26 protein-coding genes are annotated in these 23,240 nt (G+C 60.9%); 4 read left to right on the top strand and 22 right to left on the bottom strand.

Annotated features, from left to right (window positions below):
* Positions 1 to 2 precede the first annotated feature (2 nt).
* From ACJ8HT_RS00875 to ACJ8HT_RS00855, 5 genes are all read right to left on the bottom strand, one after another.
* Entirely contained in the window at positions 3 to 965 is a 963-nt protein-coding gene (locus ACJ8HT_RS00875) for a transketolase family protein (protein WP_194572820.1), read from the bottom strand.
* Entirely contained in the window at positions 958 to 1,809 is an 852-nt protein-coding gene (locus tag ACJ8HT_RS00870; RefSeq protein WP_197652402.1) for a transketolase, read from the bottom strand. The genes ACJ8HT_RS00875 and ACJ8HT_RS00870 overlap by 8 nt, the downstream gene beginning before the upstream one ends.
* Positions 1,810 to 1,822: 13 nt before the next feature.
* Positions 1,823 to 3,202, bottom strand: coding sequence for a PTS ascorbate transporter subunit IIC (locus ACJ8HT_RS00865; protein ID WP_004936074.1), 1,380 nt, complete (start codon positions 3,200 to 3,202; stop codon positions 1,823 to 1,825).
* Positions 3,203 to 3,225: 23 nt separating this feature from the next.
* Positions 3,226 to 3,507, bottom strand: coding sequence for a PTS sugar transporter subunit IIB (locus ACJ8HT_RS00860; protein ID WP_025303676.1), 282 nt, complete (start codon positions 3,505 to 3,507; stop codon positions 3,226 to 3,228).
* 92 nt (positions 3,508 to 3,599) lie between these two features.
* Entirely contained in the window at positions 3,600 to 4,043 is a 444-nt protein-coding gene (locus ACJ8HT_RS00855) for a PTS sugar transporter subunit IIA (protein WP_038876423.1), read from the bottom strand.
* A 310-nt stretch (positions 4,044 to 4,353) separates the two neighbouring features.
* On the opposite strand from ACJ8HT_RS00855, the gene ACJ8HT_RS00850 reads away from it, so the two are divergent.
* Positions 4,354 to 5,373 carry a LacI family DNA-binding transcriptional regulator gene (locus ACJ8HT_RS00850; RefSeq protein WP_038876425.1) on the top strand — a complete coding sequence of 340 codons (1,020 nt, stop codon included), beginning with the start codon at positions 4,354 to 4,356 and terminating at the stop codon, positions 5,371 to 5,373.
* A 54-nt stretch (positions 5,374 to 5,427) separates the two neighbouring features.
* Here ACJ8HT_RS00850 and yfcD read toward each other — a convergent pair whose 3' ends face one another.
* Together yfcD and yfcE are read right to left on the bottom strand one after the other, a co-directional pair.
* A complete protein-coding gene (gene yfcD / locus ACJ8HT_RS00845) occupies positions 5,428 to 5,973 on the bottom strand; it encodes an NUDIX hydrolase YfcD (protein ID WP_004936086.1) in 546 nt (181 codons plus the stop codon).
* Positions 5,974 to 6,072: 99 nt separating this feature from the next.
* Positions 6,073 to 6,624 carry a phosphodiesterase gene (yfcE, locus tag ACJ8HT_RS00840; protein ID WP_033653755.1) on the bottom strand — a complete coding sequence of 184 codons (552 nt, stop codon included), beginning with the start codon at positions 6,622 to 6,624 and terminating at the stop codon, positions 6,073 to 6,075.
* A gap of 233 nt (positions 6,625 to 6,857) precedes the next feature.
* On the opposite strand from yfcE, the gene yfcG reads away from it, so the two are divergent.
* From yfcG to ACJ8HT_RS00825, 3 genes are all read left to right on the top strand, one after another.
* The gene (gene yfcG, locus ACJ8HT_RS00835) at positions 6,858 to 7,487 is read left to right on the top strand and encodes a GSH-dependent disulfide bond oxidoreductase (protein WP_038876430.1); all 630 of its coding nucleotides are present in this window, start codon (positions 6,858 to 6,860) and stop codon (positions 7,485 to 7,487) included.
* A 112-nt stretch (positions 7,488 to 7,599) separates the two neighbouring features.
* Positions 7,600 to 7,971, top strand: coding sequence for a dihydroneopterin triphosphate 2'-epimerase (gene folX / locus ACJ8HT_RS00830; RefSeq protein WP_194572821.1), 372 nt, complete (start codon positions 7,600 to 7,602; stop codon positions 7,969 to 7,971).
* 16 nt (positions 7,972 to 7,987) lie between these two features.
* Positions 7,988 to 8,902, top strand: a complete 915-nt coding sequence (locus ACJ8HT_RS00825) for a TIGR01777 family oxidoreductase (RefSeq protein ID WP_197652401.1) — start codon at positions 7,988 to 7,990, stop codon at positions 8,900 to 8,902.
* Between the two features lie 7 nt (positions 8,903 to 8,909).
* On the opposite strand, the gene hisP is transcribed toward ACJ8HT_RS00825, so the two are convergent.
* From hisP to ACJ8HT_RS00750, 15 genes are all read right to left on the bottom strand, one after another.
* Positions 8,910 to 9,683, bottom strand: a complete 774-nt coding sequence (hisP, locus tag ACJ8HT_RS00820) for a histidine ABC transporter ATP-binding protein HisP (protein ID WP_038876434.1) — start codon at positions 9,681 to 9,683, stop codon at positions 8,910 to 8,912.
* A 21-nt stretch (positions 9,684 to 9,704) separates the two neighbouring features.
* Positions 9,705 to 10,409, bottom strand: coding sequence for an ABC transporter permease (locus ACJ8HT_RS00815; protein ID WP_159318314.1), 705 nt, complete (start codon positions 10,407 to 10,409; stop codon positions 9,705 to 9,707).
* Entirely contained in the window at positions 10,406 to 11,092 is a 687-nt protein-coding gene (locus ACJ8HT_RS00810) for a histidine ABC transporter permease HisQ (RefSeq protein ID WP_049200166.1), read from the bottom strand. Before ACJ8HT_RS00810 ends, ACJ8HT_RS00815 begins: the two co-directional genes overlap by 4 nt.
* 82 nt (positions 11,093 to 11,174) lie before the next feature.
* Entirely contained in the window at positions 11,175 to 11,957 is a 783-nt protein-coding gene (hisJ, locus tag ACJ8HT_RS00805) for a histidine ABC transporter substrate-binding protein HisJ (protein ID WP_019453740.1), read from the bottom strand.
* Positions 11,958 to 12,260: 303 nt separating this feature from the next.
* Positions 12,261 to 12,833, bottom strand: coding sequence for a UbiX family flavin prenyltransferase (locus tag ACJ8HT_RS00800; RefSeq protein ID WP_197652400.1), 573 nt, complete (start codon positions 12,831 to 12,833; stop codon positions 12,261 to 12,263).
* Between the two features lie 131 nt (positions 12,834 to 12,964).
* Positions 12,965 to 14,482, bottom strand: coding sequence for an amidophosphoribosyltransferase (gene purF / locus ACJ8HT_RS00795; RefSeq protein ID WP_197652399.1), 1,518 nt, complete (start codon positions 14,480 to 14,482; stop codon positions 12,965 to 12,967).
* A gap of 21 nt (positions 14,483 to 14,503) precedes the next feature.
* The gene (gene cvpA / locus ACJ8HT_RS00790; RefSeq protein ID WP_004936119.1) at positions 14,504 to 15,004 is read right to left on the bottom strand and encodes a colicin V production protein; all 501 of its coding nucleotides are present in this window, start codon (positions 15,002 to 15,004) and stop codon (positions 14,504 to 14,506) included.
* A 234-nt stretch (positions 15,005 to 15,238) separates the two neighbouring features.
* Positions 15,239 to 15,988 carry a cell division protein DedD gene (dedD, locus tag ACJ8HT_RS00785; protein ID WP_110158223.1) on the bottom strand — a complete coding sequence of 250 codons (750 nt, stop codon included), beginning with the start codon at positions 15,986 to 15,988 and terminating at the stop codon, positions 15,239 to 15,241.
* A complete protein-coding gene (gene folC / locus ACJ8HT_RS00780; protein WP_197652398.1) occupies positions 15,989 to 17,254 on the bottom strand; it encodes a bifunctional tetrahydrofolate synthase/dihydrofolate synthase in 1,266 nt (421 codons plus the stop codon).
* A gap of 190 nt (positions 17,255 to 17,444) precedes the next feature.
* Entirely contained in the window at positions 17,445 to 18,353 is a 909-nt protein-coding gene (gene accD / locus ACJ8HT_RS00775) for an acetyl-CoA carboxylase, carboxyltransferase subunit beta (RefSeq protein ID WP_004936126.1), read from the bottom strand.
* 232 nt (positions 18,354 to 18,585) lie between these two features.
* Entirely contained in the window at positions 18,586 to 19,248 is a 663-nt protein-coding gene (locus ACJ8HT_RS00770; protein ID WP_004936130.1) for a DedA family protein, read from the bottom strand.
* Between the two features lie 78 nt (positions 19,249 to 19,326).
* Positions 19,327 to 20,148 (bottom strand): tRNA pseudouridine(38-40) synthase TruA, encoded by an 822-nt coding sequence (gene truA, locus ACJ8HT_RS00765; RefSeq protein ID WP_197652397.1) that lies wholly within the window; start codon positions 20,146 to 20,148, stop codon positions 19,327 to 19,329.
* Positions 20,148 to 21,158: an aspartate-semialdehyde dehydrogenase gene (locus ACJ8HT_RS00760; protein ID WP_038876452.1), complete on the bottom strand. Its 1,011-nt coding sequence runs from the start codon at positions 21,156 to 21,158 to the stop codon at positions 20,148 to 20,150. Before ACJ8HT_RS00760 ends, truA begins: the two co-directional genes overlap by 1 nt.
* A gap of 110 nt (positions 21,159 to 21,268) precedes the next feature.
* Complete coding sequence (gene pdxB, locus ACJ8HT_RS00755) at positions 21,269 to 22,390, bottom strand: 4-phosphoerythronate dehydrogenase PdxB (protein ID WP_060420017.1); 1,122 nt, start codon at positions 22,388 to 22,390, stop codon at positions 21,269 to 21,271.
* 53 nt (positions 22,391 to 22,443) lie between these two features.
* Positions 22,444 to 23,217, bottom strand: coding sequence for an AraC family transcriptional regulator (locus ACJ8HT_RS00750; protein ID WP_194571864.1), 774 nt, complete (start codon positions 23,215 to 23,217; stop codon positions 22,444 to 22,446).
* Positions 23,218 to 23,240 lie beyond the last annotated feature (23 nt).

The following is a 23,240-nucleotide window of genomic DNA, read 5'->3' as shown; positions in this document are numbered from 1 at the left end:
TCCTAATGATGTGCCAGCAACTGCCCAGCAGCCTCCAGAATATGCTCGGCGGTCAGGCCGTACTCCTGCTGTAGAAATGCCTGGGTGCCCACCTGGCCGTAACGCTCCTTCACCCCTACGCGCCGCATTGGCGTCGGGCACTCTTCCGCCAGCACCTCCGCCACCGCCGATCCCAGCCCGTTATGAATGCTGTGGTTTTCACAGGTGACGATGCGCCCGGTCTTGGCCGCATAGGTTTTGATCAGTTCACGGTCGATAGGCTTGAGGGTGAACATATCGATCACCGCCGCGCTGACGCCCTGCTGCGCCAGCATCTGCGCCGCCTTCAGCGCCTCCGCCACCATGATGCCGTTGGCGATCAGCGTAACGTCATCGCCGTCGCGCAGCAGGTTGCCCTTGCCGATGGTAAAGCGCGAGCCCTCCTGGTAGATGCGCGTCGCCTGCTTGCGGATGGTGCGCACCCAGTAGAAGCCGCGCAGATCCATCAGCTGGCGCAGAATATCGGCGAACATGGTGGCGTCGGTCACCTCCAGCACCACCGAATGCGCCAGCCCGCGCACGATGCCCATATCCTCGAACGACATGTGGGTGCCGCCGTTGTGGCAGGCGCTCACCCCGGCGTCTGAGGCGATCACCTTGACGTTGTTGCGCTGATAATCCAGCGACATGAACAACTGATCGAAACAGCGGCGGCTGGCGAAGGCGGTAAAGGTATGCACGAACGGCACCCGGCCGGTGAGCGACAGCCCGGCGGCGACGCCGATCACGTTGGCCTCCATGATGCCGCAGTTGATCACGTGCTGCGGGTGATCCTTGTGCACGCCGTCCATCGCCATCGAGCTCATCAGATCCGCCTCCAGCGCGATGATCGGCGCGCCCGCTTCAATCTGCCGACGCACCGCGCCGGCGTAGACTTTGCGCATTTCGACGGCGTCGTTTTCCAACTGCGTCACTACGTTAAACATGGGCGGCCTCCAGTTCGGCGATGGCTTTCTCGATTTCCTGCTGCACGTCCGGCGTCAAGCGCAGGTGGTGAGAGTTCGACAGGTTTTCCAGATAGGCCACGCCCTGCCCCTTGATGCTGTCGAGCACGATCGCCAGCGGCCGCTGTTCGCCGCCGCGCGCCGGCGCTACCGCCGCCAGCAACGCCGCGATGTCGTCGCCCTTGATGGTCTGCACCTCAAAGCCGAAGGCGCGGAACTTGGCGGCCAGATCGAACGGTTGGATCACCTCGTCCAGCGCGCCGTCCAGCTGTTGCTTGTTGTAATCGATGAACAGCGTCAGGTTGTTCAGATTGTGGTGGGCGATAAACTGGAACGCCTCCCAGCACTGCCCTTCGTTCAGCTCCCCGTCGCCGAGGATGCTGAACACCCGATTGCGGCGCCCCGCCAGCCGATGAGATAACGCCATGCCGGCGGCGATCGACACGCCCTGCCCCAGCGAACCGGTGGTGGCATCCACACCGCGCGTGCGCAGCCGGTCCGGGTGGCTCGGCAGACGCGTGCCGTTCTGGTTGAGGGTCTTCAGCTCCGCCAGCGGGAAGTAGCCCTTGATCGCCAGCGTGCTGTACAGCACCGGGCCGGCGTGCCCTTTCGACAGCACGAAGTCATCGCGCTCCGGCCAGTCCGGATCCGCCGGATCGATGCGCATCACGCTGCCGTACAGCACCGCCAGCGTCTCCACCACCGACATGCAGCCGCCGTAGTGGCCAAAACCCAGCCCGGTCAGCGCTTTCAGCGTTTCCAGGCGGATCGCCCGCGCCAGGGTATGCAGCTCTTCAATTTCCGTTTCGCTCGTTGTGTAGTTCATCAGTCTGCCCTCGTTATTTCTCGACGCGGTCAGCGGCCGGCGCGCCTTTGCGTTTTCCCAGGAAGTTATGCGCCACCAGCAGCGCGAACACGGCGACGATCGCCAGCATGATCATCTCCTTCGACATAAAGCGCGCCATATTGCCCAGCAGGATGCCGATCGCGCCGAAGTCGGCGTCGGAGAAGGTGGTGTTGGCAAAGCCCAGCGCCCCCAGCACCGGCAGCAGCAATACCGGCAGGAAGGTGATCAGCAACCCGTTGGCGAAAGCACCCAGCATCGCGCCGCGCCGTCCGCCGGTCGCGTTGCCGAACACCCCGGCGGTAGCGCCAGTGAAGAAGTGCGGCACCACGCCGGGCAGGATCAGCACCATCTTCAGCTGCCCCAGCAGAAACAGCCCGGCCAATCCGCCAAGGAAACTGAACAGGAAGCCGATCAGCACCGCGTTGGGGGCATAGGGATAGACCACCGGGCAATCCAGCGCCGGCCGCGCATTCGGCACCAGCTTTTCCGAGAAGCCGGTGAACGCCGGCACGATTTCTGCCAGAATCAAACGCACGCCCTGCAGGATGATGAACACCCCGGCGGCGAAGGTGATGGCCTGAATGATCGAATACACCAGGTAGTTCTGGCCGCCGCTGAGCTCGCTTTCCACATAAGCCCGCCCGGCGCAGATCGCCAGGATCAGGTAGATGACGATCATGGTCATCGAGATCGAAATGGAGCTGTCGCGCAGGAAGCTGAGGTTTTTCGGCAGGTTCATCTCCTCGGTCGAGCGCGAGTTTTTGCCCACCTTCGAGCCGATCCAGCCGGACAGCACGTAGCCCAGGGTGCCGAAGTGACCGAAAGCGATATCGTCATTGCCGGTGATGCGGCGCATATAGCGCTGGGCGATCGCCGGGAAGAACGCCATCACCAGCCCCAGGGTCAGCGCGCCGGTAAACACCAGCTGCACGCCCTCGAAGCCCGCCACCGTCAGGATGATGCCGATCATGCAGGCCATGTAGAAGGTGTGGTGGCCGGTCAGGAAGATGTATTTCAGCCGGGTGAAGCGCGCCACCACGATATTCGCCACCATGCCGAACGCCATGATCAGCGCGGTGGAGGCGCCGTATTTCTCCAGCGCGATGGAGACAATGGCTTCGTTATTCGGAATGATGCCCTGAATATTGAACGCGTGTTCGAACATGCCGCCCAGCGGATTGAGCGATCCGACCAATACCGTGGCGCCGCCGCCCAAAACGATAAAGCCGAGAATGGTTTTTACCGTGCCTTTTACCACGTCGGAAAACGATTTCTTTTGCGCCAGCAAACCGATCAGCGCAATAAGCCCGACCAGTACCGAAGGCACCTTTAATATATCCACCACAAACTTAAGCGTTTCCTGGATAAACATATCCACCTCGCCAATCGTTTTATTCAGATGATTGAGTGGGCTTCGAAGTAAGCGCGCAGCTTGGCTTCCAGCTCATTAATGTCGATGATGTTGCTGATCACCACCAGCTGCTCGGCCGGTACGCTGGCGCTGTCGGCGATGTCTTTCGCCATCACGAACACGTCGGCGGCGCCGGGGGTGGCGGACGACAGATCGGAGTGTTCGACCTCGGCCTCCACCCCCATCTTTTTCAGCACCTTTTTAATGTTCATTTCCACCATAAAACTGCTGCCGAGACCGGAACCGCAAATCGCCATGATTTTCATAATATCCACCTGTTGAATTTAGCGTGTAGGGTAGCGCCGCCGGTCATATTCCCGGCGTTGTTAGCATTAATAGTGTTCCTGGTGATTAAGCGTTAATAGCGGGCGATAATATCCTCGATTTGCCGTTTATCTTTGGCGTGAAATAACGCCTCCATGGCCTGATTGTCTGAAAATAATTCCGCCAGTTGCGAAATCAATTCGATGTGGCTGTCGCCGTCGGGCGCCGAAAGCATCACCACCACCTGAACCGGATCGTTATCCGCGGAATGAAAGTTCACCCCCTGATGGATCTTCAACAGCGATAATCCCAACGCGTTGGCGCCCTCTTCGGGCCGGGCGTGCGGCATGGCGATGCCCGGCGCCAGGACAAAGTAAGGCCCGAGCTTCTCCTGCTGATGAAAGATGGCCGTCAGGTAATTCGGCGTGATCACGCCGTCTTGCAGCAGCGGCTGCGCACTCAGCGTTACCGCCTGGCGCCAGTCCTCCACCCGTTCGCACAGCTGTATATGATCGGCGGTCAGCCACTCTTTCAGCACGTTACCCTCCTAAAGGTTGATGGTTTCGGCCGGTGATTAATTCACCGACGACGGTAAAACTTTAATCAACCCCACCCGGCCACACAGTGATGGATATCACAAAGATAGCGCTACCAAAGCGCTATCATGCAGATCTGTGATAGCGCTATCAAAACGCCGCGCCGCGGCATGGCGTTAACCACAATTTTTTCTCGCTATTTCGGGTAACGGGGTAGAATGTGCCGCATACGGGGATCGTCGAAGCCGCGCCGTCGGCTTCCCGCCCTCACCATTTTTATGCGCCGCGCGCGCATTTCAGTCGGGATTAGGCATGTCGATCGGTAAAAAACGACGCAGCACGGGCAGGGTGACGTTGGCTGACGTAGCGCAGCTGGCGGGCGTCGGCACCATGACGGTGTCGCGCGCGCTGCGCACGCCGGAGCAGGTTTCAGACAAACTGCGCGAGAAGATTGAAGCCGCGGTGAGCGAACTGGGGTATCTGCCCAACCTGGCCGCCAGTTCGCTGGCGTCAGCCTCGTCCTACACCATCGCCATGGTGGTGCCCAGCCTGTCCGAATCCGGCTGCGCCGAGATGTTCGCCGGCCTGCAGAAAGTGCTGCAGCCGGCCGGTTATCACATCATGCTGGCGGAGTCGCAGCATCACCTCGAACGCGAAGAGAAATTGCTGGAGACCCTGCTCTCTTACAACCTGGCGGCGGCGGTGCTGCTCAGCGTCGAGCATTCGCAAAACGCCCGCAACGCGCTCATCGCCGCCAACATTCCGGTGGTGGAGATCGGCGCCGTGCGCGCCGATCCGATTGACATGAGCATCGGCATCGACTACGTGGCGGCCATGTATCAGCTGACGCAAACGGTGATCGCCAGCGGCTATCAGAACATCGGGCTGCTGTGCGCCAACCAGGAACAGTGGATCTTCCAGCAGCACCTGCAGGGCTGGCACAAGGCGCTGCTGCGCAACCATATGTCGCCGCATCGGGTGATCAACGCCGCGCAGCCCGCCAGCTTCAGCACCGGCGCGCAGCAGCTGCCGGAATTCCTGCTGGCCTGGCCGGAGCTGGACGCGCTGGTGTGCGCCTCGGACGAACTGGCCGGCGGCGCGCTGTATGAATGCCAGCGGCGGCGCATCAAGGTGCCGGACAATCTGGCGGTGGTGGGGTTCGGCAACAGCGAGTTCAGCCGGGTCTGCCAACCGCCGCTGACTACCATGACCATTCCGCATCGCGACATCGGCATCCAGGCCGGCCAGGCGCTGCTGGCGCGCCTGAACGAGCAACCCTGGCTGCCGGCAGGCTCCCTGCCCGCCACGCTGTGCCGCCGCGACAGCTGCTGAATCCGCGCCATAAAAAAAGCCGGTCGATGACCGGCTTTCTCACGCGTTGGCGTCTCAGTGGTTGTCGAGCGGCTTACCGTAATCCTGTTCGTTGTTGCGCGTCAGCCACAGCGACAGCGCCTTCAGCGAATCCGGGGTAAACTCGTCGCAGCGCGCGGTGATCTCTTCCGGCGTCAGCCAGCACACCTCGGCCACTTCTTCTTCCTGCAGCGCGAACGGGCCGTGCGATACGCAGCTGAACAGCGCACCCCACACCCGGCACTGCTCTTCTTCGAAGTAGAACAGGCCGTGTTCGGCGAAAGGCACACCGGCGATGCCCAGCTCTTCTTCCGCCTCGCGGCGCGCCGAATCCAGCACGTTTTCACCGCTTTGCACTACGCCACCCGCCGTTGCGTCCAACCAGCCCGGGTAGAAGTCCTTGATCTCAGTGCGACGCTGCACCAGAATTTTTCCCATCCCATCATGCACCACAATATAGGTAGCACGATGGCGCAGCCGCTCCGCCCGCATCTGTTGACGACTGGATTGAGCAATCACCTCGTTTTGCTCGTCGACGATATCAACCCATTCGGTATCTGCAGCCTGACCCTGTTCCGCCATCCTCTAAAACCTTCTATTTTGGCGCGATGCATCCCGCGCGCTGGTTAATCAATGAGTGTTTTTCAAAGATTTTTATTGTGTGTGTATAAATTAGTGCGTTTAGCGTGTTAACGCCACCTCCGCGACGACCTTGCCGTCGTCGAGCGTCAGCACGCTCAAAGTGCCCCGATCCAACATGCCGTAGCTGGCCGGAAAGCCCCCTTTGGGGATGCTGACCGAGCCCGGATTGAAGCAATAGATCTCACCCTGCCGCTCCGCCTGCGGCAGATGCGTATGGCCGTAGGCCAGGACGTCACCGCGGGATAACGGCGGCAGTGCCGAGGGATGATAAAGGTGACCGTGGGTCAAAAACAATCGTCTTTTTTGCAGTAAAACCTGTTGCCAGGGCGCCTCGATGGGAAACGTCAGCAGCATCTGATCGACCTCGCTGTCACAATTGCCGCGAACGGCGATGATCTTGTCGCTATAGCGATTCAATCGTTCGGCAACCTGAGCAGGCTGATACCCGGCCGGCAGCGCGTTGCGCGGGCCGTGATTCAGCAAATCACCCAGAAGAATCAACCAGTCGGCGCCGTTTTGTGCGAACAATTCCAGTACGCGTTCGGTGGCTGGCAGCGATCCGTGAATATCCGAGGCGAACATCAGCTTCATAACCTTGTCCTATAGAGGGAAATAAGCGCCATTTTACCGCGCCGGCGCCGTGCGGCAAACCGCCGTCCGCCCCGGTGGAGAATTGTGATCCAACCGCGCAGATAGCATCGGACGAATCCCACATAGCCTGCTATCCTTAGCTGCTATTGTTGGATCTCTGATATACCTTTGTGCGCGGCGAAGACCGCAGCAACGTGTAATGAATTACAGATCACCTTACCGCAGGAGGCAACATGATTGACCTGTATTACGCGCCTACTCCCAATGGTCACAAGATCACCTTGTTTTTGGAAGAGGTCGGCTTACCCTACCGTATCCATCGCGTAAACATCAGCGCCGGCGAGCAGTTTAAACCGGACTTTCTGAGCATTTCTCCCAACAACAAAATCCCGGCGATCGTCGATCAGCAACCGGTGGACGGCGGCGCGCCAATCAGCCTGTTCGAGTCCGGGGAAATCCTGCTGTATCTGGCGGAGAAAACCGGCAAGCTGTTGAGCAAGGGCCTGCGCGAACGCGCCGCCACCCTGCAGTGGCTGTTCTGGCAGGTGGCCGGGTTCGGGCCGATGCTCGGGCAGAATCACCACTTCAACCACTACGCGCCGCAGCCGGTGCCTTACGCCATTGAGCGCTACCAGCTGGAGACCAAGCGGCTATATGGCGTGCTGGAAGCCGAACTGCAAAAACACCCGTACCTGGGCGGCGACAACTACAGCATCGCCGATATCGCCACCTACCCGTGGGTGGTGTCGCATCCGCGCCAGCGCATCGATCTGGCGGATTACCCGGCGGTGCGCAACTGGTTCGAGCGCATCAGCAACCGCCCGGCGACCGAGCGCGCCTATAAGCTGGCCGAACAGGGCTAACCCCCCGCTCCCCGACTCCCCGCCGCCGGGGAGTCACATCACCCCTGCGTTATCATTTCCCTACTTTCCGTGTATTCTGAACGCCAATAATCAGACCTATGGAGAATCTCTGATGTCTTTCAGTCAACCCGACGCCGTTATTCGCATTAAAAATCTGCGGTTGCGCACGTTCATCGGTATCAAGGAAGAAGAAATCAACAACCGACAGGACGTCCTGATTAACGTGGCGATCCACTACCCGGCGGACAAGGCGCGCAACAGCGAAGACATCGCCGACGCGCTCAACTACCGCACCATCACCAAAGCGATCATCCGCCATGTGGAAGATAACCGTTTCGCGCTGCTGGAAAAATTAACGCAGGATGTGCTCGATATCGTAAAAGAACATGCCTGGGTGACCTATGCTGAAGTGGAGATAGATAAACTTCTGGCCCTGCGCTACGCCGATTCGGTCTCCATGACCATGAGCTACCGCCGGGGCTGACTCAGGGAGGTCGACCATGCGGATCCTGATCACCGGCGCAACGGGATTGATAGGTAGCAGCCTGACGGCCAGGCTGCTGGCGCTTTCTCACCACATTACGGTGCTGACGCGAGACGAACGGCGAGCCCGGGCCAGGCTGGGCGACCAGCCGAGCTATTGGCAAACGCTGGACGACCGGCAGTCGCTGGATGACTTCGATGCGGTGATCAATTTGGCCGGCGAACCTATCGCCGACAAGCGCTGGAGCGCACAGCAGAAACAGCGGCTGTGCCATAGCCGCTGGGATCTGACCGAGCGGTTGGCGCAGCTTTTCAAGGCCGGCAGCACGCCGCCCGGCGTGCTGATTTCCGGTTCCGCCGTCGGCTACTACGGCGACCAGGGGCAGGCGGTGGTCACCGAAGAGGAGCCGCCGCACGACGAATTCACCCATCAGCTGTGCCAACGCTGGGAAGCGCTGGCGCTGCAGGCGCAGAGCGACGCCACCCGCGTCTGTCTGCTGCGCACCGGCGTAGTGCTGGCGCCACAGGGCGGCGCGCTGGCTAAAATGCTGCCGCCGTTCCGTTTCGGGCTGGGCGGCCCGATCGGCGACGGCCGCCAATACCTGCCGTGGATCCATCTCGAAGACATGATCAACGGCATTATTTATCTGCTGGACCACGCCACCCTGACCGGCCCGTTCAACATGGTCGCTCCCTACCCGGTGCATAACGAACAGTTCGCCGCCCAATTGGCCAACGTGCTCGATCGCCCGGCGTTTCTGCGGGTGCCGGCGTTCGTCATGCGTTTGTTGATGGGGGAAGCGGCGGTGCTGGTGCTCGGCGGCCAGCGGGCGGTGCCGAAGCGGCTGGAGGAGGCCGGCTTCCACTTCCGCTATCTGGAGCTGGAACAGGCGCTGGATGACGTGATTAATCAGCGGGCCGAAGCCCGCTGATCTGAAGTTACTTCAACGCGCCGGACAGGAACTGCTGCAGGCGCGGGCTTTTGGGGTTGCCGAACAGCTCGGCCGGCGGCCCCTGCTCTTCAATCAACCCTTTGTGCAGGAAGATCACGTGGTTGGAAACGTGGCGCGCAAACTCCATTTCGTGCGTCACCACCACCATGGTTTTCCCCTCCTCCGCCAGCTTCTGCATGATACGCAGCACCTCGCCCACCAGCTCGGGATCCAGCGCCGACGTCGGCTCGTCAAACAGCAGCACTTCCGGCTCCATCGCCAACGCGCGGGCGATAGAAACACGCTGCTGCTGGCCGCCCGACAGGTGCACCGGGTATTTGCCGCGCGCCCGCTCATCGATGCCCACCTTATCCAGATAGCGCACCGCGCGCTCGTGCGCTTCGGCCTTGCTCAGCCCCAGCACCTGCACCGGCGCCTCCATCACGTTCTCGAGCACCGTCATGTGGCTCCACAGGTTGAAATGCTGGAACACCATGGTCAGGCGCGTGCGCAGCAGCTGCAGCTGCTTCTTGTCGAACACCTTCAGCTGGCCGTCTTTGTCGCGCACCATGCGAATGTCTTCGTTGTTCAGGCTGATCGAGCCTTCGCTCGGTTTTTCGAGGAAGTTGATGCAGCGCAGAAAGGTGCTTTTTCCGGAGCCGGAGGAGCCGATGATGCTGATCACATCCCCGGCGTTGGCCGCCAGCGAGACGCCCTTCAGCACTTCGTGGTCGCCATAGCGTTTGTGCAGTTCGGTGACGGCTAATTTATTCTCAGACATGGTTTTTCTTCCCGTCATTTATCAGTGACTAACGTGTGCCATCCAGCGTTTTTCAGCCTTGCGGAACAGGCTGATTAACACGTAGGAGATGATCAGGTACAGCACCGCCGCGATGCCGAAAGCGTAGAACGGCTGATAGGTCGCGGCGTTGATGTCGCGCGCGATCTTCAGCAGATCCGGCACGGTGGCGGTAAACGCCAGCGCGGTGGAGTGCAGCATCAGGATCACTTCGTTGCTGTAAGCCGGCAGCGCGGTACGCAGCGCCGAAGGTAAAATGATGCAGCGATACATCTTGAAGCGCGAGAAACCGTAGGCGTTGGCGGCCTCGATTTCACCGTGCGGCACCGAGCGGATGGCCCCGGCGAAGATCTCGGTGGTATAGGCGCAGGTGTTGAGCGTCAGTGCCAGAATGGTGCAGTTGAGCCCGCTGCGGAAAAACGCATTGAGAAACTCGCTGCCGCGCACGATCTCAAGGCTGTACATGCCGGAGTAGAACACCAGCAGCTGCACGTACAGCGGCGTCCCGCGAAACACATAGGTGTAGAGCCACACCGGGAAACGTACCCAGCGGATGGAAGAGACGCGCGCCACCGCCATCGGGATCGCCAGCAGCCCGCCCATCACCACCGAGGCGATCAGCAGCCACAGCGTTACCGCCACGCCAGTGAAGCGATAGCCGTCGCTCCACAGCAGCGACTGCCAATACTGTTGCAGGATATCGATCATAGCTCGGCCCTCTTGACGCCCAGTGAGTAACGCCGTTCAAGCCACAGCAGCACGCCGTTGGAAACGGTAGTGAAGATCAGGTACACCACGCCGGCCACGATGGCGAAGAAGAACGGCTGATAGGTGCCTTTCCCCGCCAGCTGCGTGGCTTTCACCACGTCGTTCAGGCCGAGGATCGACACCAGTGCCGTCGCCTTCAGGATCACCTGCCAGTTGTTGCCGATGCCCGGCAAGGCAAAACGCATCATCGCCGGGAACAGAATGCGCCGGAAGATCTGCGCGCCGCTGAAGCCGTAGGCCGTCGCCGCTTCGATCTGCCCTTTCGGCACCGCCAGATAGGCGCCGCGGAAGGTCTCGGTAAAATAAGCGCCGTAGATAAAGCCGAGGGTAATGATGCCGGCGCCGAGCGGATCGATATCGATCTGCGCGAAGCCCAGCAGCGTGGTGATGTTGTTCAGCGCGATCTGCAAACCGTAAAAGATCAGCAGCATCAGCACCAGATCGGGCACGCCGCGGATCAGCGTGGTATAGGCACCGAACAGGCCGGAGATAAAGGGGTTATGAGACAGTTTGCCACCGGCGCCGATCAGACCGATCACCACCGCCAGCACCACGGAACTGAGGGCCAGCTCCAACGTCACCAGAGCCCCCTCGAAAATCAGTTGGGAATAGCCTTGCAGCATCTACTTCACCCTGTGGTCTAGGATCCGAACCATCGGGGCCGGCGCACCGGCCCCGCAGTCACAGCATGGAACGGGAAGCGGATTACCCGCCGTAGACGTCAAAGTCGAAGTACTTTTTCGCGTATTTGTCGTAAGTGCCGTCTTTACGCATCTCGGCGAAGGCTTTGTCCAGCGCGGCTTTCAGCTCGGTATCGGTCTTGCGCAGCCCCATGCCGGTGCCGACGCCGAAGAACTTGTCATCCTTCACCGATTCGCCGGCGAACGCATAGTCTTTGCCCGGCGGCTGTTTCAAGAAGCCGTCGCTGCCCGCCACTTCATCCTGGAAGGCGGCATCGATACGGCCGGAGGCCAGGTCGGCATAAGCCAGATCCTGGTTCTGGTAAGGCACGACGGTCACCCCTTTCGGCTGCCACATGGCGTTGGCGTAGGCTTCCTGGGTGGTGCCCTGCAGCACGCCCACGCTCTTGCCTTTCAGCGCTTCGGCGGTCGGCAGCAGCTTGGAGCCCTTCGGCGCGATCAGACGCGCGTTGGCGGCATACAGCTTGTCGGTAAAGGCGATTTCCTGCTGGCGTTTTTCAGTGATGGACAGCGAAGAGATAATGGCGTCAATCTTCTTCGCCTTGAGGGATGGGATCAGCGCGTCGAAGTCGCTCTCCACGAAGGTGCATTGGGTATTGATGCGTTTGCACAGCTCTTTGGCCAAATCGATGTCAAAGCCTACCAGCTCGCCTTTGGCGTTTTTGGATTCAAACGGTGCGTATGTCGGATCGGTGCCAATCTTCAGCGTGGAAGGAATGGCGGCAAAGGCGCTGCTGGCGGCGCTCAAAGCCAGAACTAACGGCAAAATCAAAACCCGCTTTTTCATAAATTACCCTCAAATTGATTTTTTTGATGCCACTACGGGCATTACTTTCCCCACCAAATCAATTTGCAGTAATCGTGCCACATTCGGTGCTACGGACGGAGGGAACGGCTCCGGCCTTCACAATACTGTTTCCTGGGACGATAACCGCAAAATTAAATCGGCCGGTCGGGGCCGCGCCACTGGCAGCCGCGACAAGGCGGCGCCATGAAACAGTGAGCGTGATGAAGTGGGATTATTATGGTGCATACTCCGCCCCAATTCAGTGCGGTGTTGCACAAATGTACCAATTTAGGGATAAAACTGTTAATTAGCACCCTGCCAGCGGGTGAACAGATCGGTCGGCAGTTCGATATCAAACTGGTCGATCACCCGATTGACGGTCTGATCGATGATGTCTTCCACGCTTGTCGGCCGGTGGTAAAACGCCGGCACCGGCGGCATGATCACCGCCCCCATCTCCGCCGCCTGGGTCATCAACCGCAGGTGCCCCAAATGCAGCGGCGTTTCCCGCACGCACAGCACCAAACGGCGGCGCTCTTTGAGCACCACGTCGGCGGCGCGAGTCAGCAGCCCGTCGCTGTAGCTGTTAACGATGCCGGACAAGGTTTTGATCGAGCAGGGCAGGATTGCCATGCCCAGGGTCTTGAAGGAGCCGGAGGAGATGCCGGCGGCGATGTCGCGCGCGTCGTGCACCACATCGGCCAGCGCCTGCACTTCACGCAGGCTGTACGGCGTTTCCAGCGCCAGCGTCTGTCTTGCCGCGTTGCTCATCACCAAATGGGTTTCCACCTCTGCGACGTCGCGCAAAACCTGCAACAGGCGCACGCCGTAGACAGCGCCGCTGGCGCCGGAAATGCCGATGATGAGTCGTTTCATGGAAAATGGCCTCTGCCGTAAAAAGTAAGATCAGGCAGACTTTGCCGCAATGGCGAGGGATAAGCAAGTCAGAGGAGCAAGGTGCACCGCCGCAGACGCGGCGATGCACCCTGAGGGATCAACGCAGGCGGTTAGCCTTCGTTGTGCAGTTCCAGATTTTCCGCTTCGGTTTGCACCCGCAGCGCCTTGGCGTCGTCGCTGCGCAGCGACTCCAGGTATTCCAGATAGCTTTGGTCGACGTCTTTGGTCACGTAGATGCCGTTGAACACCGAACATTCGAACTGGGTGATGTCCGGGTTCTCTTCGCGCACCGCTTCGATCAGATCGTCCAGGTCCTGGAAAATCAGCCCGTCGGCGCCGATGATCTGGCGGATTTCATCCACTTCACGCCCGTGGGCGATCAGTTCGTTGGCGCTCGGCATGTCGATACCGTAGACGTTCGGGAAGCGCACTTCCGGCGCGGCGGAAGCCAGGTACACGCGCTTGGCGCCCGCTTCGCGCGCCATCTCGACGATCTGTTCCGACGTAGTGCCGCGCACGATGGAATCATCCACCAGCAGCACGTTCTTGTCGCGGAACTCGGCGCGGTTGGCGTTCAGCTTGCGGCGCACCGACTGGCGACGCGCCTGCTGGCCCGGCATGATGAAGGTGCGGCCGACGTAGCGGTTCTTCACGAAGCCCTGGCGGTATGGCTTCTCGAGAATGCGCGCGATCTCCAGCGCGATGTCGCAGGAGGTTTCCGGAATCGGGATCACCACGTCGATGTCCAGATCTTCCCACTCGCGGGCGATCTTCTCACCCAGCTTCTGGCCCATGCGCACGCGGGCGCTGTAGACCGAGATCTTGTCCATAAAGGAGTCCGGGCGCGCGAAATAAACGTATTCGAACAGGCACGGGTTGGTTTTCGGGTTCTCCGCGCACTGGCGGGTGAACAGCTGGCCCTTGGTGGTGATGTACACCGCTTCGCCCGGCGCCACGTCGCGCAGGAACTCAAAGCCCAGGGTATCCAGCGCCACGCTCTCGGAGGCCACCATGTACTCGCTGCGGCCATCCTCCAGCGTGCGCTTGCCGATCACCAGCGGGCGAATGCCGTTCGGGTCGCGGAACGCCAGCAGGCCGTGGCCGATGATCATCGCCACGCAGGCGTAAGCGCCGCGCAGTTGCTGATGCATGGCGGCGACCGCGGTAAAGATGTTTTCGGCCTCCAACGGGTAGTGCGGGAAGCGGTCCAGCTCGCTGGCCAGCACGTTCAGCAGGATTTCCGAGTCGGAGGTGGTGTTGACATGGCGGCGGCCGCTTTCGAACAGATTTTGGCGCAGCTCATGGGCGTTGGTCAGGTTGCCGTTGTGGGCCAGCGTAATGCCGAACGGCGAGTTGACGTAGAAAGGCTGGGCCTCAGAGGCGCTCGAGCTGCCGGCCGTCGGGTAACGCACATGGCCAATGCCCATGTTGCCCTGCAAGCGTTGCATATGGCGCGCCTCAAACACATCCTTCACCAGGCCGTTGGCTTTACGCAAACGGAACCCGTTGTGGGCGTCAATGGTGACGATGCCTGCGGCATCCTGGCCACGGTGCTGAAGCACCGTCAGCGCATCATAAATCGACTGGTTTACCGGCATGAAACCGGCGATACCGACAATACCGCACATGTTGTCTTTTCCTCATCAGCGCTACCGCCCCGGCAATTGGGTCGGCAAGAAACTCGACGTGCTCTGCAGGTAGTCAAAGAACCACCTGATGACGTAACTGAACTGGGGAATGAGCTGCGACTGTTTCCAGTCGGCGCTTTGTGAGAAGCCGGTAAAGGTATCCAGGAAGAACAGGATCGCCGCGACGATCAACACTCCGCGCAGCGCGCCGAAGCAGATGCCCAACACGCGGTCGGTGCCCGACAACCCGGTTTTCTCTACCAGTGAGCTAATCACATAGTTAACAATAGCCCCTACGATCAAGGTCGCGATGAACAAAATCGCGATCGCGATGCCGTTTCGCACCAGTTCATCTTCAAAACGAGTGAAATAGACCGCAAGGTAAGAGTAGAAATGGCTGGCAACAAAAAACGCACATCCCCATGTCACAAGTGACAATGCTTCGCGAACAAACCCTCGGATCAGGCTCACCAGAGCCGAAAATCCAATCACCGCTATAATGACGTAATCAATCCAGACCATGAACTATTCCAATGATGAATCGCCCCTGCATCCAATTCGCGGCGAATTCTAACAGAAAAAGAAAACGTTTGCGTAGGGGATTTCCTACCACGTTACAAATAAAAAGCGGCGATCAAAAAATTCCCAATCGCCGCGCCTACATAGGTGATTTCGCCTGTAAAAGGCGCGGTTCTTCTCGCTTTCTCTCCACCACTCCTTAATTCAGGGGCGCATCGTGCTGCGCCCCCGCGGGGTTTAACGGCCGTACGGCTTCACCTGCCCGCTAAGCCCGCTGATCGAGTTCAGCGACGGCAGCGCCGCCTGCAGCTTCTGCTTGGAAGCGTCCGGGCCAACGTAGATGCGGGTGATCTGCCCCTGCACCGGCGTTGAGGGCACGGTAAAGGCGCGATAGCCCGAGAGGCGCAGCGAGGCGACAATCTCATTCGCCTTGGCGGCGTTTTTCAACGCCCCGAGCTGCACGACATAGGCTTGTCCAGCCGGCGCTTTTTCTTCCGCCGGTTTCGGCTGCGGTGCCGGTTCAGGCTTCGGCGTCGGTTCAGGTTTTGGTTCCGGCTTCGGCGCCGGCTTCACTTCTACCGGCTTCGGTTGCGGTGCCGGTTTCGGCTTCACTTCTACCGGTTTGGTTTCTACCGGTTTCGGCTTGGGCTGCGGCACCGGTTGAGGACGCGTTTCGACCGGCGGTGGTGCCACCTGCGTCGGCTGCTGAGCAGTCTGCCGCGCCGCCTGTTGCGCCGCCGCTTCGTTGGCCGCCTGCTGCTCGACCAGCGCGCCCGCCCCTTCCGGCGGCTGTGCCGGCAGCGGCTGCGTCACCGGCGGCAGCACGTCGTTCTCTTCGACATCGCCCGCCTTCGGCACCAACGGAATGGCCGCGAATTCATCCTCGTAATGCTTCTTTTTGCCGTCCAGCAGCCCTGGCAGGATGATTACCCCCAGCGCCACCAGAATCACGGTTCCGACCAGTCGGTTCTGAAATTTACTCGCCACTCACACTCCCCGCATCTCGTCTAACGCCGCCATCACCTGCGCCACGGTGTGGAACGATCCACAGACGATCACAATATCCTGTTTATCAGCATCCTGCATAGCCTGCCGCCAGGCAGTTTCGACATCATTAAAGCGGCGCGGTTCCGTCAGATGTTGCGCCAGCTGTTCGACGCTGGCGCCGCGCGGCCCGTCGAGCGGCGCGCAGTACCATTCATCCACCTGCTCGCTGAGGCAAGCCAGCGTGCCGGCGATGTCTTTGTCCGACAGCATGCCCACCACCGCGCGCACCTTGCCGCCGTCGCGCGGCAGTTTGGCCAGGCGCCCGGCCAGATAGCCGGCGGCGTGCGGGTTGTGCGCCACGTCGAGGATCAGCGTCGGCTCCCGCCGCACGATCTGGAAACGCCCCGGCAGCGTCGCCTGTTGCAGCCCGGTGAAGATCGCGCGTTCGTCGATTTCCAGCGGGGAGCAGTTCAGCGCCGCCAGCGCGGTAGCGGCGTTGGCCAGCGGTACGTTCGGCGTCGGCAGATCGGTCAGCAGCGTGTCGCCGCCCTGCCACTGCCAGCGATCGCCCTGCGCGCTGAAGCTCCAGGCTTCGCCGCGGCGATACAGCGGCGCGCCCAGCGTTTCGGCAACCTGACGAATGCTGTCCGGCATGTCGGGTTCGCCCACCACCGCCGGCTTGCCGCTGCGGAAAATGCCGGCCTTCTCGCGGCCGATGCTTTCGCGATCGTTGCCCAGCCAGTCGGTGTGATCGAGCGCGATGCTGGTGATCACCGCCACGCTCGGATCGACGATGTTGGTGGCATCGAGACGCCCGCCCAGCCCCACTTCCAGGATCACCACGTCGAGCCGCGCCTGTTTGAACAGCTGCAGCGCCGACAGGGTGCCGAATTCGAAATAGGTCAGCGACGTTTCGCCGCGGCCGGCTTCAATGGCGGCGAACGAGCGGCTGTGCTCCGCTTCGCTCAGCTCTTCCCCCTGAATGCGCACGCGTTCGGTATAGCGCACCAGATGCGGCGAACTGTAGACGCCGACGCGCAGGCCGGCGGCCAGCAGAATGGCTTCGAGGGTGCGACAGGTGGTGCCTTTGCCGTTGGTGCCGGCAACGGTGAACACCGTGGGAGCGGGGGTCAGTAAATCCAGATGCGCCGCGACGCGCTGTACGCGCTCAAGGCCGAGTTCGATCGCCTGGCTGTGCAGACGTTCCAGATAATAAAGCCACGAGCTCAATGGCGACGTGGCTTGGGGAATTTGGTGGTTTTGCATGAGTCCCATCACTGAACTTGGGTTCATTAATCCATCAGGGCACCACCCTCACCGCGGTAAAGGCGATGCGCTTCGTGACTGCCGCCAGCCTGCAAACCGCAGCGAGAGGGCTGCGGCCGGCAGGGAACGGGCATCAGCCGTCACTTAGCCACAAAGTGGCGGCTGAACCCGGGCGGGATCTGTCTTTGCCTCAGGCGTCGGCCTGCTGCTCCGGCTCAATGACCGGCGCGGCCTCATCGAAATGCGGCTGCGGCTGGTTGGTCAGCTTGGACAGAATGCTCGCCAGCGTCTGGCGCATTTCCGGACGGCGAACAATCATGTCGATCGCGCCTTTTTCGATCAGGAACTCGCTGCGCTGGAAGCCAGGCGGCAATTTCTCGCGCACGGTCTGCTCGATGACGCGCGGGCCGGCAAAACCGATCAGCGCTTTCGGCTCGGCGATGTTGATGTCGCCCAGCATCGCCAGGCTGGCAGAAACGCCGCCCATGGTCGGGTCGGTCAGTACGGAGATGTACGGCAAGCCGCGCTCCTGCATTTTGGCCAACGCCGCGCTGGTTTTCGCCATCTGCATCAGCGACATCAGCGCTTCCTGCATGCGCGCGCCGCCGCTGGCGGAGAAGCACACCAGCGGACAGTTGTCCTCCAGCGCCTGCTCAACCGCACGCACGAAGCGCGCGCCGACCACGGAAGACATCGAGCCGCCGATGAAGGCGAATTCGAAGGAGGCTGCGACGATCGGCATGCCATACAGCGTGCCCTTCATCACCACCAGCGCGTCTTTCTCACCGGTCGCTTTCTGTGCGGCGACCAGGCGATCTTTATAGCGCTTGGAATCCTTGAATTTCAGAACGTCTTTCGGCTCCAGATCGCTGCCCAGCTCCACTTCGCTGCCTTCGTCCAGCAGGGTATGCAGACGCGCGCGCGCGCCCATACGCATGTGGTGGTCGCACTTCGGACACACTTCCAGATTACGCTCCAGCTCGGCGCGGTAGAGAACCTGGCCGCAGCTGTCGCATTTGGTCCAGACCCCTTCAGGAATGCTCGCCTTACGGGTTTGTGTGATATTGCTTTTGTTAAGAATTCGTTCAATCCAGCTCATCGATGACCTTTCTGTTTGAACCTGGCACACGCCAGTCCGCTGTTCATGCTTTAACAATCCCCCCGAAAACACCCCAATGAAAAAATGCCCGTTCGCGGCGCGGCAAGCGCGGCGACTGAGGCATCGGCTTCAGGGTTGTTCGCAGGAACAGACCATAATGTCGCTCATTAAACCATATCGGCCCGACGCTGTGGACAAAAAACTGGTCGAACCGACAGGTTAAACGATGTTTTTACTGTTTTTGCTGGCGGGCGGCCGCGCGCTTGTGGCGCCAAATTTCAATCACGCCCGGCAGAATCGAAACGATGATGATCCCGACGATCAGCAGTTTCAGGTTCTCCTGCACCACCGGCAGATCGCCGAACAGGTAGCCAGCATAGGTGAAGAGCAGCACCCAAACCAGTGCGCCAATCACGTTGTAGGCGGCGAAGTGGCGATAGGACATATGCCCCATCCCGGCGACGAACGGCGCAAAAGTACGCACGATCGGCACGAATCGCGCCAAAATAATCGTTTTCCCGCCGTGTTTTTCATAGAACTGGTGCGTCTTGTCCAGGTAGCTGCGGCGGAAAATTTTCGAATTCGGGTTGCTGAACAGCTTCTCGCCGAACAGCCGCCCGATAGTGTAGTTCACCGCATCGCCGATGATCGCCGCCACGGCCATCAACGCCACCATGGTATGCACGTTCAGATCGTTGGTCGGCAACGCCGCCAGCGCACCGGCGACAAACAGCAAGGAATCCCCCGGCAGGAACGGCGTCACCACCAGACCGGTTTCGCAAAACAGAATCAGGAACAGAATAGCGTAGACCCACATGCCGTATTGTGCGACCAGTTCGGCCAGGTGCACATCAATATGCAGAATGAAATCAATAATAAACTTGATGATATCCATAAATTCTCTCATTGATGCCGAGTGTTTCAATCACCCGGCAGAAGCACAAGGGAGCGACGCTTTCAGGCGTGCCGGCGTTTAATCGTCGGGTAAAAACAGCGGCCCCATCGGCGGCCGCGGTAGACCAAAGTGGTCGGGATAATCCACGGAAACCAGATACAGCCCCTCGGCTCGCGCCGTCGCCGCCGCCAGGTTGCGATCCTTCAGCGCCAACAGTTCGGCCATCCAGTTCTCATCCTGATTGCCGCAGCCGATCTCCATCAGGCTGCCGACGATGTTGCGAACCATGTGATGCACGAAGGCATTCGCCTTGATATCTACCACAATATATTCGCCGTAGCGCGTAACCTTAACGTGTTTTACGCAGCGCCACGGGGTGCGCGACTGACATTGCACCGCGCGGAACGAAGTGAAGTCGTTCTCACCCAGCAGCGCCTGCGCCGCCCGATGCATGCGATCGGCCTCCAGCGGGTGATAAAAATGCGTCACCCCCTGTTGCAGCACCGCCGGCCGGTAGCGATGGTTGAAAATAATATAGCGGTAGCGGCGCGCGGTGGCGCTGAAACGCGCGTGAAAATCGTCGGCGACGGGGTTCACCCAACGCACCGCGATATCCGGCGGCAGATGGGTATTTACCCCCATCGTCCAGGCGGCGTCCTTACGGCGCGCGGTGGTTTCGAAATGCACCACCTGCCCGGTAGCGTGCACCCCGGCGTCGGTACGCCCCGCGCACAGCACGCTAATCGGCGCATCCGCCACCTTGCTCAACGCCTGCTCCAGGCATTGCTGCACGCTGGCCACTTCTTGCTGCCGCTGCCAGCCGTAGTACCGGCTGCCGTCATATTCGATGCCCAGCGCAATTTTCAGCGTCGGCTGAACGGGCGAGACCACCTCAGACATCAGTACATCTGCTCCTGCACCAGACGTTCGGCGGTTTCGATAGCCATCAATGCGCCGCCGAAGCGCACATTGTCCGCCACCGTCCAGAACTGCAACAGCTCGGGGATGCCGTAATCGTTACGCAGACAACCGATGCTGAGCGCATCGCTGCCGGAGGCGTCGGTGACCTGAGTCGGGTAATCGTCCTCTTCGCTCAGCTGAATGTCCTCGACCTCTTCGAGCTCGCTGCGCGCCTCTTCGGCGGACAGCGGGCGCAGCGCTTCCAGGTGCACCACCTGCGCGTGGCCGTAAAACACCGGCGATTGAACGCAGCTCACCGAAATCGGCAGCCCTTCATCCTGCAGCACCTTGCGCACCTGATCGACGATCAGGCGCTCTTCGCGCACGCTGCCCTGCTCGTCGGCAATCAGCGGCAACAGGTTGAACGCCAGCTGCTTGCCGAAAACGCCTTCCTCGGCCGGGATGCCGTTCAGCAGGCGCGCACTCTGGCCGGCCAAGTCGTCCACCGCCACCTTGCCGCGCGACGATACCGACATCAGCGTGGTGACGTGCAGACGCGACAGCCCCGCCTGTTCGGTCAGCGGCTTGATCGCCGTCAGCAGCTGGCTGACCATGCTGTCGGCCACCGCCACGATATTGCGGTTGCGGTAATCCGCCAGCACCTGCGGGTTAACACCCGGCACCACCAGCGGCACATCCGGCTCCATGGCAAACAGGCCACTGGTGTCGATCACCAGGCAGCCCATGTTGCCGGCTTCTTCGGCATAGCGCGCGGAAGCTTCGCTGCCGGCGACGAAGAAGGCCAGCTGCGCCTGTGACCAGTCGAACTCTTCGGCGTTTTGCACCAGAAGAGACTTGCCGTTGAAGCGCACATTGGCGCCTGCGCTGCGTTCACTTGCCAGAGGATAGAGCTCACCCACCGGGAACTGGCGTTCCTGCAACAATTCCAGCAACGCTTCACCTACCGCGCCAGTGGCGCCGAGCAGCGCGATATTCCAGCCGTCAGACATCGGGTTTTCTCCAGAGTATTTCATTCATAAAAGCAGACGGGCAGTGCAACCACCGCCCGATAATCTTTGCCGCTCACTTTAGCGGCGTTGGCTTAAGACAACCTTACGCGCTATGCCACGCTGAAGCCCAGCTTGCCGAGCAGCTCGGCGCTGGCGCTGTCATCGCATTGCACGGCCAGCGACGACCACTCGCGGCGTTCCTGATAGTGCTTGCGCAGGCGATCGAATTCGCCCGGTTGCCCGGCGACTTTGCGCAGCGGCGCATCATCGCGGCGCACATCATACACCAAGTGCATCAATCGTTTTAACCGCGCTTCATCCAGCGGCCCGTTGAGGCGGATCTGGCTGAACTCCGGCACCGGCAGCAGCGAGGCCAGCGCCACCTGCTGCGGCTGCCCCAGATGGCGGCTGAACGCTTCGAACACCTGAGTGGTGCCGCGCGCCTTGCCTTCCAGCGTATACCCGGCGATGTGCGCAGTGCCGATATCCACCCGCGCCAGCAGCGGCAAGGAGAGATCCGGCTCCGGTTCCCACACGTCCAGCACCGTGCTCAGCTTTTTGCCTTTTTCCAGCGCCTGCAACAACGCGGCGTTATCCACCACCGGCCCGCGGCAGGCGTTGATCAGAATGCGGTTGTCCGGCAGCGCCGCCAACAGGTCGGCGTCCGCCAGATGCAGCGAATGGTATGGGCCGGATTTATTCAGCGGCGTATGGAAGGTCAGCACGTCGGCCTCGGCCACCAGCTTCTCCAGCGGCCAAAACTCCCCGGCGTCGCCGCGATCGGCACGCGGCGGATCGCACAGCAGCGTGCGCACGCCCAGCGCTTTGAGGCGCGCGTCCAGGCGGGAACCGACGTTGCCCACGCCGATGATGCCGACGGTTTTATCCCGCAGATGGAAGCCATCGCGTTCGGCCAGCAGCATCAAGGCAGAGAACACATACTCGACCACCGCGATGGCGTTGCAGCCCGGCGCGGCGGAAAAGCCGATGCCCTGCCGTTGCAGCCAGGCATCATCGACGTGATCGGTGCCGGCGGTGGCGGTACCGACAAAGCCGATGCGGCTGCCGGCCAGCAACGCTTCATTGACCTTGGTGACCGAACGCACCATCAGCGCATCGGCATCCGCCAGCGCCTCACGCGGGATCGGGCGGCCCGGCACCGCCTGCACATCGCCCAGGCGGCTGAACAGCTCAGCCGCGTACGGCATATTTTCATCAACCAGAATTTTCACTGCGTTCTCCGACGGTTTACGGCTATTTGTCTGCGAAATAGTGTGCCACTGAATCAGGTACGGCGAAAGCGCTCAGGGGTGGTGCCGGCGATCTGCTGGAACATGACGATAAACGCCGACGCGGAGCTGTAGCCGACGTCCAGCGCCACGTCCTGCACGGTCTTGCCCTGCTCGAGCAGCGACACGGCGTGCAGGAAACGCAGGCGCTGGCGCCATTCGCTGAACGACATGCCCAGATCCTGTTGGCAGCGGCGCGACAGCGTGCGCTCGGTGGTGTAGACCCGAGCCGCCCACGCCGCCAGCGAGGTGTTGTCCGCCGGGCTGTGCTCCAGCGCTTCCAGCACCGGCGCCAAAAATTTGTCGTCCGACGACGGCAGATAGGTTTGCTGGCGCGGCGACAAGCGCAGCTGATCGATCAGCACCTGGCACAGGCGCAAATCCTCTTCCGTTTGCGGAATGTACTGCTTGCGCGCATAGAAATCCTCGGCGATAGCGCGGAATATCGGCGTCACGCTCACCAGGCAAGGGTCGGCCGGCATGCCGGCACACAGCGCCGGCGTGATGTCCACCATGCGGCACTGCGCCAGCCGCTGGTTATAGCAGGAGTGTTCGATGCCGGCCGGCGCCCACAGCACGAACTCCGGCGGCGCCAGAAAGCGCTGCCCGCCGATGCGCAGCACCATCACCCCGGCTTTGACCCACATCAACTGGCCCCAGGTGTGGCTGTGCGGCTGGAATTCGGTGCGCGCGTTGAACTCCTCGCAGCGGAACTGCACCGGCTTCGGCGCCGGGATCAGCGACTCGGGGAAATGGCGGATTTCTGGCATGGTTTCGTCCCGTTATTTGTCTT

It is taken from the genome of Serratia sp. CY44782, from assembly GCF_052168715.1.
Lineage (GTDB): Bacteria > Pseudomonadota > Gammaproteobacteria > Enterobacterales > Enterobacteriaceae > Serratia > Serratia nevei.
The sequence above is the reverse complement of the archived record's forward strand: the minus strand, read 5'-3'. Positions and strand labels throughout refer to the sequence as shown.

Bases quoted from the DNA above. Each gene is read 5' to 3' on its own strand.
- accD (WP_004936126.1), bottom strand. From the start codon at position 18,353: ATGAGCTGGATTGAACGAATTCTTAACAAAAGCAATATCACACAAACC.
- hisP (WP_038876434.1), bottom strand. From the start codon at position 9,683: ATGTCTGAGAATAAATTAGCCGTCACCGAACTGCACAAACGCTATGGC.
- cvpA (WP_004936119.1), bottom strand. From the start codon at position 15,004: ATGGTCTGGATTGATTACGTCATTATAGCGGTGATTGGATTTTCGGCT.
- folC (WP_197652398.1), bottom strand. From the start codon at position 17,254: ATGCAAAACCACCAAATTCCCCAAGCCACGTCGCCATTGAGCTCGTGG.
- ACJ8HT_RS00825 (WP_197652401.1), top strand. From the start codon at position 7,988: ATGCGGATCCTGATCACCGGCGCAACGGGATTGATAGGTAGCAGCCTG.
- ACJ8HT_RS00860 (WP_025303676.1), bottom strand. From the start codon at position 3,507: ATGAAAATCATGGCGATTTGCGGTTCCGGTCTCGGCAGCAGTTTTATG.
- yfcD (WP_004936086.1), bottom strand. From the start codon at position 5,973: ATGGCGGAACAGGGTCAGGCTGCAGATACCGAATGGGTTGATATCGTC.
- ACJ8HT_RS00750 (WP_194571864.1), bottom strand. From the start codon at position 23,217: ATGCCAGAAATCCGCCATTTCCCCGAGTCGCTGATCCCGGCGCCGAAG.
- yfcG (WP_038876430.1), top strand. From the start codon at position 6,858: ATGATTGACCTGTATTACGCGCCTACTCCCAATGGTCACAAGATCACC.
- ACJ8HT_RS00865 (WP_004936074.1), bottom strand. From the start codon at position 3,202: ATGTTTATCCAGGAAACGCTTAAGTTTGTGGTGGATATATTAAAGGTG.
- ACJ8HT_RS00800 (WP_197652400.1), bottom strand. From the start codon at position 12,833: ATGAAACGACTCATCATCGGCATTTCCGGCGCCAGCGGCGCTGTCTAC.
- hisJ (WP_019453740.1), bottom strand. From the start codon at position 11,957: ATGAAAAAGCGGGTTTTGATTTTGCCGTTAGTTCTGGCTTTGAGCGCC.
- ACJ8HT_RS00875 (WP_194572820.1), bottom strand. From the start codon at position 965: ATGTTTAACGTAGTGACGCAGTTGGAAAACGACGCCGTCGAAATGCGC.
- purF (WP_197652399.1), bottom strand. From the start codon at position 14,482: ATGTGCGGTATTGTCGGTATCGCCGGTTTCATGCCGGTAAACCAGTCG.
- ACJ8HT_RS00850 (WP_038876425.1), top strand. From the start codon at position 4,354: ATGTCGATCGGTAAAAAACGACGCAGCACGGGCAGGGTGACGTTGGCT.
- ACJ8HT_RS00815 (WP_159318314.1), bottom strand. From the start codon at position 10,409: ATGATCGATATCCTGCAACAGTATTGGCAGTCGCTGCTGTGGAGCGAC.
- ACJ8HT_RS00810 (WP_049200166.1), bottom strand. From the start codon at position 11,092: ATGCTGCAAGGCTATTCCCAACTGATTTTCGAGGGGGCTCTGGTGACG.
- ACJ8HT_RS00870 (WP_197652402.1), bottom strand. From the start codon at position 1,809: ATGAACTACACAACGAGCGAAACGGAAATTGAAGAGCTGCATACCCTG.
- truA (WP_197652397.1), bottom strand. From the start codon at position 20,148: ATGTCTGAGGTGGTCTCGCCCGTTCAGCCGACGCTGAAAATTGCGCTG.
- folX (WP_194572821.1), top strand. From the start codon at position 7,600: ATGTCTTTCAGTCAACCCGACGCCGTTATTCGCATTAAAAATCTGCGG.
- ACJ8HT_RS00760 (WP_038876452.1), bottom strand. From the start codon at position 21,158: ATGTCTGACGGCTGGAATATCGCGCTGCTCGGCGCCACTGGCGCGGTA.
- yfcE (WP_033653755.1), bottom strand. From the start codon at position 6,624: ATGAAGCTGATGTTCGCCTCGGATATTCACGGATCGCTGCCAGCCACC.
- ACJ8HT_RS00770 (WP_004936130.1), bottom strand. From the start codon at position 19,248: ATGGATATCATCAAGTTTATTATTGATTTCATTCTGCATATTGATGTG.